Origin of the sequence: Halomonas binhaiensis (assembly GCF_008329985.2) — a bacterium.
GTDB lineage: Bacteria > Pseudomonadota > Gammaproteobacteria > Pseudomonadales > Halomonadaceae > Halomonas > Halomonas binhaiensis.
This window is the reverse complement of record NZ_CP038437.2, coordinates 1,253,416-1,266,836: the sequence shown is the minus strand read 5'-3', so window position 1 is coordinate 1,266,836 and position 13,421 is coordinate 1,253,416. Positions and strand designations below refer to the sequence as shown.

Genomic DNA, 13,421 nt, shown 5'->3' with positions numbered 1-13,421 from the left:
GAAGACAACGACTGCTTATATCGCTCGGCCTGAAAGGACGTACGGCGGCGGGCACACGCCTGCCGCACTTCATCCCAAACGGATAAAATACAGATAAGATCCACTTTCCGTTTCTTGCTGGGCCACCAGTTCATGCCCCAGAAACTGACAGAACTTGGGTACATCGCGAGTGGTAGCAGGGTCAGTGGCAATCACCTTGAGCACTTGTCCTGCATTCATGTCACGCACAGCGTTGTGCATCATCATGATCGGCTCAGGACAGAATAGCCCTGTGGTATCCAGTTCCCTGTCGCTGATGGGCAGCGAATCGGCAAAATCCACTATCAGTACCTCGGAGTCGGAGTATAAGAATGATCAAAATCATCATTGAGCGACGTATCATGCCAGGCTTGGAAGAAGAATATGAACAGGCCGCACGTCAGGCTCTGCGCGAATCGCTAGGAGCCAGTGGCTTCTTCGGTGGCGAAAGCCTGGTTGAGCAAGGTCATTCTGATCGCCGAGTGATGATCACCAAGTGGCGGGATCTCCGCGCCTGGAAAGAATGGTACACCAGCGAGGCTCGCTTGCGCGCCATGCAATACCTGCAACCCCTTCTCACCGAAGAAGAGAAAATACGCATCTATGAACCTGCCTTCCCGGGCCTATAGCCAGAAAAGGCAAGATCAGGCGCTACTGCAACCGAACGTGAACAGTGACCTCTTCGCGGTCATGATAAAGGTGGCGGCAACGAATGTGAGCCGCCACTCCAGCGTCTTCCAAGCGTCGCTTTAGCCCTTCCAGACAGTGGTCAACTTCCTGCCAGCGCTTCTTCATCGGTAATTTCAGATTGAATACCGATTCCCTGCACCAGCGATTGAGCAACCAACGCTCGACCATGACTATCACACGAGCCGGTTTATCGACGATATCGCATACCAGCCAGTCCAGACGTGTAGGGGGCTCCCAGACAAAGCCATCTTCACGCAGGTGCTCCACCATTCCCGTTGCCATCAGCCCTTTGTCCATCGGGCCATTATCAATGGCATAGACATGCATCCCGCGCTTCACCAGTTGCCAGGTCCAGCCTCCAGGTGCAGCTCCCAGGTCGGCAGCCTGCATGCCTTCGGAGATACGGCTTTCCCATTGATCCCGAGGAACGAATTCGTGCCATGCCTCCTCGAGTTTCAGCGTCGAGCGGCTCGGCGCACCATGCGGAAAGCGCAGGCGGCGAATGCCGCCAGGAAATTCACTGCGATTACCCGGAAAGCTCATTCCCAACTGCACCTGATCGCCATCACGCCAGACCAGATGCAGGCGTCTTCCTCCTGCCTTGCGCCGCAATGCACCACGTTTCTTCAGATGACTCGACAGCGGGCGCTCAAGCGCCTTCAACAGCCCAGACAGCGCCTTGGCTTCGTTGGTATCCGGTGTTTCCTGCCAGATTTCCTCGAAGCTCCAGCCACTGGCCTTGACCTGATCGACTATTGCCGACAGGCGATCATCGCGTGACAGTTGCAATGGCGCTAATGCCACCAGTGTCTGACGCGCAAACACCAGTTGTTCGAGCTTCAACTGCCGATGAAGCTCATTGGCCGGCCGTCCATCAGCGAGGATCACCCGTACCAGCCCTTCACTCATCCAGGGCTCGACCTCGGCCTGCTCTCCCAATGCCTGAATACGATCCTGCAACTCCGCTGCAAGATCCGCTTCAAAGCCGGGCCGGCATAACATCAATAGTTCATTCGGCTGCATTCTGATCCTCTTCAGCACGACTTCCCGAGCGCTGCTGGCGCGCCCGCGCATATCCTTCCAGATCCTGTAGTTGCACATTGAGCGCATTGGTCGAGATAAGCACTTCCCAAAGCGAGAACACTAGCGAAATCGACAGCGTCACCAGACTGATCCCGAACAGTATCAACCCGAGCCAGTCCAGCGAAATGAACAGCGCAAACATCGACAAAGTGCAGAGCAGAAAACTGAAGACCCCGGCAACCTGCATGCGCTTGGTCAGCGAGATACGCCGACGCAACAGCATGATCTGCCGCAGGCGTGCCTCATTGCCGAGGCTGGACTCCGCCTCCGCCAGCTTGCGGATCAACGACGCCAGAGTCAGAAAGCGATTGGTATAGGCCAGCAGTAATAATGAGATAGCCGGAAACAACAGCGCCGGTGTGGTGACATTCACAGCAGAAAGCTCCGCATCATCGAGCAAGGTCTTGCATCATACCTTCTATCGCTCGCCCACCAGCCACTCCAATGGCACTTCGTGCTGCCCTCGCTCGTCAGTAATGAACAACTCACCGTCGCTAATCATTACCGCCCAGCTCAGAGAGCGCGGCATGTCGCGCGCCAACTCTTCCAGCGCTTCTGGAGACACAGCGACCACATTGAGGTTCTTCAGTTGGCGAACGGGGTCCAGCTCCTTGCTCTGCCAGACCCGGAGACTGCCATAGGCCACCAGGCTGAAGCGTTCCGTTCGTCGAGAGCACCAGGTCATGCGCTCACTAGTCGGCTGTCCAACCTCGATCCAGTGCAGCACCCTGCCATCTAGGCTCTTCTCCCACAGGGCTGGCTCGTCCACATCTGAAAGCCCACGGCCAAAGGCCAACTGCTCGTGATGGAACAGTACATAGGCAATCAAGCGGGCAGCCAGGCGTTCTTCGGTTTCCGATGGGTGGCGTGCAACTGTGAAACGCAACGTCTCGTAGACATGGCGATCCATGTCGGAGAAATTCAATTCAATCTTGTAGGGCGTGGCTTGCAGGGCCATGAGTCAACATCCGGGTTAAACCAGGGGCTGCAGTCTACCTTGGATTACCGGCCATGTATTGTCCCGACACAGGAGTGCTGTCAACCACCGACAGTAGTATCAGCGCGAGGCCGGAGCCTCGCGCACGGCCATCGCTACACAATTCCCTGCTCACGCGCCATCTCCCTTGCGGCACGCGGCCCGGTCCATAGCGTCGGCAACATGACCAGAGAAACCGGGATGGCTGTAATGACGATGAACTGCTGCAGTGCACTGATCTGCCCTGCCCCCATACGCAGCAGAATGCCTGCCATCAGCGCCATGGCGATTCCCCAGAAGGCCCTGATCAATGGACTGGGCTCATCATGGCCACTACCGACCACAGAAATCGCATAACTCATGGAGTCACCAGTAGTGGCAACGAAGATCGTCGTCAACAGCAGGATCGCCAACACCATGATCGAACCTCCGGGTAGAGACTCGGCGACGGTCAAGGTCGCGACATCGAACTGGAAGTTGTTCAGTGCCTCGCTGAGATCAAACACACCGGTCAGCTGATAGTAGATGCCCGAACCACCCAATAGCGTGAACCAGACAGCCGTTGCCACCGGAGCCATGACCGCAACCGCGACGATGACCTCCCGAATGGTACGGCCGCGGGAAATACGTGCCACGAATATGGCCATCAAGGGGCCATAGCCGATGAACCAGGCGAAGAAGAACACCGTCCACCACTGCATCCACCAATCGGGCGCCGTCTGCGAAGTCATGGTGGCCATCTCGAAGAAGGAGCCCAAATACGTGCCAAATCCCTGAAAAAAGGCATTGGCCAGGAACAGCGTTGGCCCGAACAGGAAGATGACCGCCGCAATGGCCAATGCCAGCAACACATTGAAGCGACTCAGCAGTTGGATACCTCGATGAATTCCGCTCACTGCAGAGGTGACATAGACCAACCCCAGCATGGCCAATACCGCCAGTTGTGTGGTGTAGCCATCCGTCACACCGAAGACACGATGCAGTCCAAAGCTCACCTGAGTGGCAAGAAAGCCAATCGGCCCCACGGTACCTGCTACAACAGCAATCACGCATAGCGCGTCGACAACGCCACCCAGTGAGCCCTTCATCAGGCGATCACCCAGCACGGGGGTCAGCAAGGTACGCGGCTGGAGCGGCAATCCCTTGTCGTAATGCGCGCGCGCCAACGCGATAGCTGCCAGGGTCCCCAGCACCGCCCAGCCCAGAAATCCCCAGTGCATGAAGGACTGCGCCAGTGCACCAGCGACGGCCTCCGGCGTGCCAGCTTCGGTCGTAAAGGCCGGAGGCGTCACGATGAAGTGATATACCGGCTCCCCGGCGGCGAAGAACACTCCCCCACCGGCCAGCAGAGTACACATGATCATCGACAGCCACTTGAAGGTGCTGATCTCGGGTGTGTCGAGATTGCCGATACGTGCCAACGCATTTGGGCTGATAGCAACTCCAATGGCAATGAAGAAGGTCAGCAACAGCAGCAGCTGAAAATAACTGCCCATCGTCTTCGCCGTCCATGCAAAGCCCGTGGCAATACCATTCGCGACCATATCGATATCGTACACAGAGAGAGCAATGAACCCAGCAATGAAGCCGATGGTAAGAATCAGTACAAGAGGGTCGCCTAGTCGATCGCGTGACAAGTCAGCACCATCGACAAGGGCAGGATTGGAATCAGTCATATCAAGATATGCGGCAGCAAAGCACGCCAGAGGACGTACCGAATTACCGAAAACTCCTGTTGAAGGGAATGAGAGCGTTGTAAGCGGTGGGTTACGAGCTACGAGCTACGAGCTACGAGCTACGAGCTACGAGCTACGAGCTACGAGCAGCATGATGGCGTCACTGAGGGCCGTGCCAACCTCCAGAAACGTGAAATTCCAGCCATCCTGGCGATCGGGGTTGGCAAGCAATGAGTTTCAAGCTTCGAGCAGCATGGTGGCACGGCACTGCTCACGGTCCGAGAGTAGCGTGCTCGTCGCTCGACGCAAAAAAAATCCCCCGGACGTATCCGGGGGATTTTTTCGAATAAATGCCTGACGATGACCTACTCTCACATGGGGAGACCCCACACTACCATCGGCGCTGAGCGGTTTCACTGCTGAGTTCGGCAAGGGATCAGGTGGTTCCCACTCGCTATGGTCGTCAGGCGAAAAAAGGCAATGCATATCATGCTGACCGACACGTTCCAACGTACCCGTCAATTGTTCGTCGTGATGTCATCGACCAAAACCCCTTGGGTGTTATATGGTCAAGCCTCACGGACCATTAGTACCGGTTAGCTCAACGCCTCGCAGCGCTTCCACACCCGGCCTATCAACCAGCTGGTCTTGCTGGGTCCTTTAGGAGGCTCAAGGCCTCAGGGAGATCTCATCTTGAAGGGGGCTTCCCGCTTAGATGCTTTCAGCGGTTATCCCGTCCGTACATAGCTACCCGGCGATGCCACTGGCGTGACAACCGGAACACCAGAGGTACGTCCACTCCGGTCCTCTCGTACTAGGAGCAGCACTTCTCAAATCTCCAACGCCCACGGCAGATAGGGACCGAACTGTCTCACGACGTTCTAAACCCAGCTCGCGTACCACTTTAAATGGCGAACAGCCATACCCTTGGGACCGACTTCAGCCCCAGGATGTGATGAGCCGACATCGAGGTGCCAAACACCGCCGTCGATGTGAACTCTTGGGCGGTATCAGCCTGTTATCCCGGAGTACCTTTTATCCGTTGAGCGATGGCCCTTCCATACAGAACCACCGGATCACTAGAACCTACTTTCGTACCTGCTCGACGTGTCTGTCTCGCAGTTAAGCACCCTTATGCTCTTGCACTCAATGCACGATTTCCAACCGTGCTGAGGGTACCTTCGTGCTCCTCCGTTACTCTTTGGGAGGAGACCGCCCCAGTCAAACTACCCACCACACACGGTCCTCGAACCGGATAACGGTCCTGAGTTAGAACGCCAATGATGCCAGGCTGGTATTTCAAGGTTGGCTCCACTCGATCTGGCGACCGGGTTTCAAAGCCTCCCAGCTATCCTACACAAGCAACATCAGCGTCCAGTGTGAAGCTGTAGTAAAGGTTCACGGGGTCTTTCCGTCTAGCCGCGGGTACACAGCATCTTCACTGCGATTTCAATTTCACTGAGTCTCGGGTGGAGACAGCGTGGCCATCATTACGCCATTCGTGCAGGTCGGAACTTACCCGACAAGGAATTTCGCTACCTTAGGACCGTTATAGTTACGGCCGCCGTTTACCGGGGCTTCAATCAGGAGCTTCGCGTGAGCTAACACCATCATTTAACCTTCCGGCACCGGGCAGGCGTCACACCCTATACGTCCTCTTACGAGTTTGCAGAGTGCTGTGTTTTTAATAAACAGTTGCAGCCACCTGGTATCTTCGACCGCTTCGGGCTCGAGGAGCAAGTCCTGTCACCCTGATGCGGCGTGCCTTCTCCCGAAGTTACGGCACCATTTTGCCTAGTTCCTTCACCCGAGTTCTCTCAAGCGCCTTGGTATTCTCTACCTGACCACCTGTGTCGGTTTGGGGTACGGTCCCACTGTATCTGAAGCTTAGAGGCTTTTCCTGGAAGCGTGGCATCGATGACTTCCTGACCGTAGTCAGTTCGTCTCGTCTCTCGGCCTTAGGGATCCGGATTTGCCAAAATCCCCAGCCTACTGACTTTCACCAGGACAACCAACGCCTGGCTCACCTAGCCTTCTCCGTCCCCCCATCGCAATACAGTGAGGTACGGGAATATTAACCCGTTTCCCATCGACTACGCCTTTCGGCCTCGCCTTAGGGGCCGACTCACTCTGCTCCGATTAGCGTCGAACAGAAACCCTTGGTCTTCCGGCGGGGAGTTTTCACCCTTGTCGTTACTCATGTCAGCATTCGCACTCGTGATACCTCCAGCAGACTTCTCAATCCACCTTCATCGGCTTACACGACGCTCCTCTACCGCTCGTCATTCGACGAACCCGTAGCTTCGGTACCTGGTTTAGCCCCGTTACATCTTCCGCGCAGGCCGACTCGACTAGTGAGCTATTACGCTTTCTTTAAAGGATGGCTGCTTCTAAGCCAACCTCCTAGCTGTCTAAGCCTTCCCACATCGTTTCCCACTTAACCAGGATTTCGGGACCTTAGCTGACGGTCTGGGTTGTTTCCTTTTCACGACGGACGTTAGCACCCGCCGTGTGTCTCCCACGCTTGCACTCACCGGTATTCGGAGTTTGCCTCGGGTTGGTAAGTCGGGATGACCCCTAGCCGAAACAGTGCTCTACCCCGGCGGTGATACGTGAGGCGCTACCTAAATAGCTTTCGAGGAGAACCAGCTATCTCCGGGCTTGATTAGCCTTTCACCCGATCCACAAGTCATCCAAATCTTTTCAACAGATCCTGGTTCGGTCCTCCAGTTGATGTTACTCAACCTTCAACCTGCTCATGGATAGATCGCCCGGTTTCGGGTCTATTTCCAGCGACTGGTCGCCCAGTTAAGACTCGGTTTCCCTACGCCTCCCTATACGGTTAAGCTCGCCACTGAAAATAAGTCGCTGACCCATTATACAAAAGGTACGCGGTCACAGAACGAGTCTGCTCCCACTGCTTGTACGCATACGGTTTCAGGATCTATTTCACTCCTCTCCGGGGTTCTTTTCGCCTTTCCCTCACGGTACTGGTTCACTATCGGTCAGTCAGGAGTATTTAGCCTTGGAGGATGGTCCCCCCGTCTTCAGTCAAGGTTTCACGTGCCTCGACCTACTCGATTTCACAACACTCAGGTTTCGGCTACGGGGCTATCACCCACTATGGCCAGACTTCCCAGTCTGTTCGCCTACCAGTTGTGTTGCTTAAGGGCTGGTCCCCGTTCGCTCGCCGCTACTAGGGAATCTCGGTTGATTTCTTTTCCTCGGGTACTTAGATGTTTCAGTTCCCCCGGTTCGCCTCTTGTACCTATGTATTCAGTACAAGATACCCAGCTTGTGCTGGGTGGGTTTCCCCATTCAGAAATGTCCGGGTCACAGGTTGTTTGCCACCTCGCCGAACCTTATCGCAGGCTGCCACGTCTTTCATCGCCTCTGACTGCCAAGGCATCCACCGTATGCGCTTCATCGCTTGACCATATAACCCCAAGGGGTCTGTCAATCGATGACGATCACGACAATTGCCGGATACGCTTGAAACGTATCGTTTGCTCTTTCTCCGGGAAGAGAAAGAGACTTTGTCAGCATGATATACATTGTTAAAGAGCGTTTAGAGCCATAAGCTCTAAGCTGTAAGCTCCAAGGAGACAGCTTCGTTCAGCGTCACCTCAAGCCTATAGCTTAGGACTTATTATCAGACTGTATGGTAGCGTCTTTTCTTACCACTAAAGCTTAAGGCTTATTGCGGCAAGATGGTGGAGCCTAGCGGGATCGAACCGCTGACCTCAACACTGCCAGTGTTGCGCTCTCCCAGCTGAGCTAAGGCCCCATTTTTGAGCTTTAAGCTGAAAGAAAACCTCGCACTGAATAGCTTTTCAATGCCAGAATTACTTATAGCTTTAAACTGATGGCTTACAGCTTGAACTTGGTGGGTCTGGGCAGATTTGAACTGCCGACCTCACCCTTATCAGGGGTGCGCTCTAACCAACTGAGCTACAGACCCATTTTTCGGGCCACCAATCCACGACTCATCAGCTGACTCCACCCTCTTTTCATTAAGATCAGAGAAGCGGCTTCAACTAACTGAGCCACAGACTCAAACAGTCATTGCTCTATCTTGATCAGGTAATTCATTGTGAGCACTTACCGACAGTCAGTGACTTGTCGATTAAGGAGGTGATCCAGCCGCAGGTTCCCCTACGGCTACCTTGTTACGACTTCACCCCAGTCATGAACCACACCGTGGTGATCGCTCCCCCGAAGGTTAAGCTAACCACTTCTGGTGCAGTCCACTCCCATGGTGTGACGGGCGGTGTGTACAAGGCCCGGGAACGTATTCACCGTGACATTCTGATTCACGATTACTAGCGATTCCGACTTCACGGAGTCGAGTTGCAGACTCCGATCCGGACTGAGACCGGCTTTTCGGGATTAGCTCCACCTCGCGGCTTCGCAACCCTTTGTACCGGCCATTGTAGCACGTGTGTAGCCCTACCCGTAAGGGCCATGATGACTTGACGTCGTCCCCACCTTCCTCCGGTTTGTCACCGGCAGTCTCCCTAGAGTTCCCTGACCGAATCGCTGGCAAATAGGGACAAGGGTTGCGCTCGTTACGGGACTTAACCCAACATTTCACAACACGAGCTGACGACAGCCATGCAGCACCTGTCTGAGAGTTCCCTGAAGGCACCAATCCATCTCTGGAAAGTTCTCTCGATGTCAAGGGTAGGTAAGGTTCTTCGCGTTGCATCGAATTAAACCACATGCTCCACCGCTTGTGCGGGCCCCCGTCAATTCATTTGAGTTTTAACCTTGCGGCCGTACTCCCCAGGCGGTCGACTTATCGCGTTAACTGCGCCACAAAGCTCTCAAGGAGCCCAACGGCTAGTCGACATCGTTTACGGCGTGGACTACCAGGGTATCTAATCCTGTTTGCTACCCACGCTTTCGCACCTCAGTGTCAGTGTCAGTCCAGAAGGCCGCCTTCGCCACTGGTATTCCTCCCGATCTCTACGCATTTCACCGCTACACCGGGAATTCTACCTTCCTCTCCTGCACTCTAGCCTGACAGTTCCGGATGCCGTTCCCAGGTTGAGCCTGGGCTTTCACAACCGGCTTATCAAGCCACCTACGCGCGCTTTACGCCCAGTAATTCCGATTAACGCTCGCACCTCCGTATTACCGCGGCTGCTGGCACGGAGTTAGCCGGTGCTTCTTCTGTGAGTGATGTCCTTCCTCCAGGGTATTAACCCGAAGGCCTTCTTCCTCACTGAAAGTGCTTTACAACCCGAAGGCCTTCTTCACACACGCGGCATGGCTGGATCAGGCTTTCGCCCATTGTCCAATATTCCCACTGCTGCCTCCGTAGGAGTTCGGGCCGTGTCTCAGTCCCGATGTGGCTGATCATCCTCTCAGACCAGCTACGGATCGTCGCCTTGGTGGGCCTTTACCCCACCAACTAGCTAATCCGACATAGGCTCATCCGATAGCGCAAGGTCCGAAGATCCCCTGCTTTCCCCCGTAGGGCGTATGCGGTATTAGCCTGGGTTTCCCCAGGTTATCCCCCACTATCGGGCAGATTCCTATGCATTACTCACCCGTCCGCCGCTCGACGCCTGGAAGCAAGCTTCCATCGTTTCCGCTCGACTTGCATGTGTTAGGCCTGCCGCCAGCGTTCAATCTGAGCCATGATCAAACTCTTCAGTTAAAAGCTTGATAGTCCATTAAGTGGACCAAACTTGGCTCAAGGTTCAAACGTCTCGTTTGACGAGTCGCTTGCCTTGATATTCAGTGACTTGTCACCAACATATCGGCAAGCGCCCACATGAATTACCTGATCAATTGTTAAAGAGCATCTCGCTGTCTTGCGACTTGATCCGCTTCGCGGATCGCCCTGCGAGGAAGGCGTATTCTACAGACTCAGAAGCTTTCGTCAAGTGCCTATTTTTCAAGGCTCTGCTTCATCGAAGCAGTGATGACAGAAAGTCTGAACGAGCGCCTCATCAGCGACTCGTTTCGAAGTGGCGGACATTCTACTGATTTCAGCCTGTCCGTCAAGCGAAAGATTTTACCGAGCACTTAAAAAAGTCTTTTCAAATCAACCGCTTTTACCACCTCTTACCGCTGGTGACGTTGTCTCGTCCCCGGCAGCGGATGCGTACTTTACGGATTTCACCGGAGCCCTGCAAGGACTTTCTGTAAAAAAGTTCCCAAAGCTTCGAGCAACGAACAGTACCAGACGCCGGCTCGTAGCTCGTAGCTCGTAGCTCGTAGCTCGTAGCTCAGATCGTCCACATCGCCATGAAGCGATCCACGGCAGTGGCCTCGAGTCGCTGCCGATCGCGACACAGGTTCATGATCTCCTCACAGCGCTGAGGAGGAAACCGCGTCGCCAAGTGGCGGGCAAACTTATCGATCAACACCGGCATGCCCTCATCCCGACGACGGCGGTGACCTATAGGGTACTCCACCACCACCTTGTCGGTGGAACTGCCATCGTTAAAGAAGACCTGTATCGCATTGGCGATGGAACGTTTGCTCGGGTCCAGATAGTCACGACTGTATGCCGGGTCTTCCTGCACGACCATCCTGTCGCGCAGCCAATCGATGACCGGATGATCTTGATGGAAACCATCTTCATAGTGCTCGACTCGCAGCTCGCCAAAGGCCAGCGGGACTGCCGTCATGTACTGCAGGCAGTGATCACGATCGGCCGGATTGGCCAGATCTCCCTGCTTGGAGATGATACGTATCGCCGACTCGTGAGTGGTCAATTCGATACGCTCTATCTCATCCAGGCGGCCCTTGACCTCTGGATGCAATGTTACCGCCGCCTCACAAGCTGTCTGGGCATGAAATTCGGCAGGAAACGTCAGCTTGAACAGTACGTTTTCCATGACATAACTGCCAAAGTCACGCTGGAAACTCAGTCGCCGCTCGGCCTCGGGCTTGAGTGACAAGTTGCTGTTGAAGTGGCTAAAACTGACATCATAGAACCCCCACTGAGGCGCACTGAGCACTCCGGGAACGCCCATTTCTCCGCGCATGGCGATATCAACCAGCCGCACGGCGCGAGAGGAAGCATCTCCCGCCGCCCAGCTCTTGCGCGAACCGGCATTGGGGGCATGACGATAGGTTCGCAGGCTCTGCCCGTCGACCCAGGCATGCGACAACGCCGACAGCAGTTGCTCCCGATTTGCCCCCATCAGTCGGGCAATGGCGGCAGTAGATGCCACCTTGACCAATAGAACGTGGTCCAGTCCCACACGGTTGAAGGAGTTATCCAGCGCCAGCACCCCCTGGATCTCATGCGCCCGAATCATCGCATCGAGCACATCGCGCATGGTCAGCGCAGACTCCCCTCGCGCCACTCGCTGCTGCGAGAAGTGATCCGCAACAGCAAGGATGCCGCCGAGGTTGTCCGATGGGTGCCCCCACTCCGCCGCCAGCCAGGTATCGTTGTAGTCCAGCCAGCGGATACAGGCGCCTATGTCCCAGGCCGCCTTGATGGGATCCAAGCGAAAACTAGTGCCCGGCACTCGAGCACCATGGGGAACCCATGTGCCTTCGACCAATGGCCCCAGGTGCTTCAGGCATTCGGGAAAACGCAGCGCCAGCAGTCCACAGCCAAGGCTGTCCATCAGGCAGTGGCGCGCTGTCTCGAAGGCTTCGTCACTCTCCACTTCGAACTCCAGCGTATAGTCTGCAATGCACTGGAGTTCTTCATCATAATCAGGACGGATATTGCTCTCGACATTGCTCATGCTGGCCTCCAGCGAAACGGAAGACGCCGCCCGGGAAGGCGGCGTCACTGTCATCATGCGAGGACTTCGGCAGGGACCCTGACCTTTCCCTCCATCAATATTCTGGCACTTCGGCTCATGGTGGCCTCGGTCGCGACCCAGCGTCCGTCAGCCTGCTCAGCTCGAGCACCGACACGTAATGTCCCAGAAGGATGCCCGAAGACCACCGAGGTCCGTGTCTCCCCTCCTCCTGCCGCAAGGTTGACCAACGTGCCCGGCACTGCCGCCGCGACACCAATGGCCACCGCGGCAGTTCCCATCATGGCGTGGTGCAGCTTACCCATTGAAAGCGCGCGCACTACCAGATCAATGCTGGTCGCATCAATTTCCTTGCCACTTGAAGCAGTATAGGACTTGGGAGGTGCCACGAAGGCAACCTTGGGAGTGTGCTGGCGAGAGGCCGCTTCATCCAACCGTGAAATCAGCCCCATACGCAGTGCCCCATGAGCACGCAGAGTTTCAAAGCGCGCCAGAGCGCCAGGGTCCGAGTTGATATCGTCCTGCAGCTCAGTTCCGCTATATCCCAGGTCTTGCGCGTTGACGAAGATCGTCGGAATACCCGCATTGATCAAAGTGGCACGAATGCGGCCGCCTACCGCGACTTCTTCAGTTACTTCCAGTTCATCGACAACGGCTCCCGTGGGGAACATGGATCCTTCACCATCGGCGGGATCCTGGAAAGCCAGAGCGACCTCCGCAGCCGGGAACGTGACCCCATCCAGCTCGAAGTCACCTGTCTCCTGAACCTGACCATTCGTGATCGCTACGCGCCCAATGATGGTCTTGGCAATATTGGCCTGCCAAATGCGTACTTCGACTTCTCCATTCTGTGGAATACGCTCAGGATCAACCAGACCAAGCTCAAGCGCGCAGGGCCCGACGGCTGCCGACAGATTGCCGCAGTTACCACTCCAGTCGATGAAGGGCCTGTCGAGAGCCACCTGTCCAAACAGGTAGTCCACATCATGATCCGGCGACTCGCTCTTACAGAGGATGACCACCTTGCTGGTACTGGAAGTTGCTCCTCCCATGCCATCAGTATGCTTGGCATAGGGATCAGGACTACCCACTATCCGCATCAACAAGGCATCCCTCGTCGGTCCAGGAGCCTGGGCCGCTTCAGGAAGGTCTTCGAGACGGAAGAACACACCTTTACTGGTTCCTCCGCGCATGTAGATAGCAGGGATACGCAACTGTGGGGCGAAGGGCGCACTCATC

At 55.5% G+C, this 13,421-nt stretch carries 8 protein-coding genes, 2 tRNA genes and 3 rRNA genes; 1 reads left to right on the top strand and 12 read right to left on the bottom strand.

Annotation, left to right across the window (positions count from 1 at the left end; genetic code table 11):
• Nucleotides 1-69: 69 nt before the first annotated feature.
• Nucleotides 70-324 carry a sulfurtransferase TusA gene (tusA, locus tag E4T21_RS05490; RefSeq protein WP_149284067.1) on the bottom strand — a complete coding sequence of 85 codons (255 nt, stop codon included), beginning with the start codon at nt 322-324 and terminating at the stop codon, nt 70-72.
• 26 nt (nt 325-350) lie between these two features.
• Between tusA and E4T21_RS05485 the strand changes: the two genes are divergently transcribed.
• Nucleotides 351-647, top strand: coding sequence for an antibiotic biosynthesis monooxygenase family protein (locus E4T21_RS05485; RefSeq protein ID WP_149284066.1), 297 nt, complete (start codon nt 351-353; stop codon nt 645-647).
• Between the two features lie 22 nt (nt 648-669).
• On the opposite strand, the gene rlmM is transcribed toward E4T21_RS05485, so the two are convergent.
• From rlmM to prpF, 11 genes are all read right to left on the bottom strand, one after another.
• A complete protein-coding gene (rlmM, locus tag E4T21_RS05480) occupies nt 670-1,731 on the bottom strand; it encodes a 23S rRNA (cytidine(2498)-2'-O)-methyltransferase RlmM (protein ID WP_149284065.1) in 1,062 nt (353 codons plus the stop codon).
• On the bottom strand, nt 1,718-2,191 hold the full coding sequence (locus E4T21_RS05475) for a DUF2721 domain-containing protein (RefSeq protein ID WP_338036116.1): 474 nt from the start codon (nt 2,189-2,191) through the stop codon (nt 1,718-1,720). The genes rlmM and E4T21_RS05475 overlap by 14 nt, the downstream gene beginning before the upstream one ends.
• Before the next feature lie 18 nt (nt 2,192-2,209).
• The gene (locus E4T21_RS05470; protein WP_149284064.1) at nt 2,210-2,749 is read right to left on the bottom strand and encodes a YaeQ family protein; all 540 of its coding nucleotides are present in this window, start codon (nt 2,747-2,749) and stop codon (nt 2,210-2,212) included.
• A gap of 134 nt (nt 2,750-2,883) precedes the next feature.
• Nucleotides 2,884-4,443 carry a BCCT family transporter gene (locus tag E4T21_RS05465; RefSeq protein WP_149284063.1) on the bottom strand — a complete coding sequence of 520 codons (1,560 nt, stop codon included), beginning with the start codon at nt 4,441-4,443 and terminating at the stop codon, nt 2,884-2,886.
• A gap of 352 nt (nt 4,444-4,795) precedes the next feature.
• Nucleotides 4,796-4,911, bottom strand: a 5S ribosomal RNA gene (gene rrf, locus E4T21_RS05460).
• Between the two features lie 97 nt (nt 4,912-5,008).
• Nucleotides 5,009-7,879 (bottom strand): 23S ribosomal RNA (locus E4T21_RS05455).
• Between the two features lie 275 nt (nt 7,880-8,154).
• Nucleotides 8,155-8,230: transfer RNA gene (locus tag E4T21_RS05450), tRNA-Ala, on the bottom strand.
• A gap of 97 nt (nt 8,231-8,327) precedes the next feature.
• Nucleotides 8,328-8,404, bottom strand: a tRNA-Ile gene (locus E4T21_RS05445).
• Between the two features lie 166 nt (nt 8,405-8,570).
• Nucleotides 8,571-10,108: ribosomal RNA gene (locus E4T21_RS05440) — 16S ribosomal RNA — on the bottom strand.
• The 16S, 23S and 5S rRNA genes sit together here with 2 tRNA genes alongside, the layout of an rRNA operon.
• A 574-nt stretch (nt 10,109-10,682) precedes the next feature.
• Entirely contained in the window at nt 10,683-12,164 is a 1,482-nt protein-coding gene (locus E4T21_RS05435) for a bifunctional 2-methylcitrate dehydratase/aconitate hydratase (protein WP_149284062.1), read from the bottom strand.
• Between the two features lie 53 nt (nt 12,165-12,217).
• Entirely contained in the window at nt 12,218-13,420 is a 1,203-nt protein-coding gene (gene prpF / locus E4T21_RS05430; RefSeq protein ID WP_149284061.1) for a 2-methylaconitate cis-trans isomerase PrpF, read from the bottom strand.
• Nucleotide 13,421: the final 1 nt, after the last annotated feature.

What these genes read in the sequence shown, in the direction of transcription:
- prpF (WP_149284061.1), bottom strand. Translation starts at nt 13,420, where the DNA reads ATGAGTGCGCCCTTCGCCCCACAGTTGCGTATCCCTGCTATCTACATG.
- E4T21_RS05435 (WP_149284062.1), bottom strand. Translation starts at nt 12,164, where the DNA reads ATGAGCAATGTCGAGAGCAATATCCGTCCTGATTATGATGAAGAACTC.
- E4T21_RS05470 (WP_149284064.1), bottom strand. Translation starts at nt 2,749, where the DNA reads ATGGCCCTGCAAGCCACGCCCTACAAGATTGAATTGAATTTCTCCGAC.
- E4T21_RS05485 (WP_149284066.1), top strand. Translation starts at nt 351, where the DNA reads ATGATCAAAATCATCATTGAGCGACGTATCATGCCAGGCTTGGAAGAA.
- rlmM (WP_149284065.1), bottom strand. Translation starts at nt 1,731, where the DNA reads ATGCAGCCGAATGAACTATTGATGTTATGCCGGCCCGGCTTTGAAGCG.
- E4T21_RS05465 (WP_149284063.1), bottom strand. Translation starts at nt 4,443, where the DNA reads ATGACTGATTCCAATCCTGCCCTTGTCGATGGTGCTGACTTGTCACGC.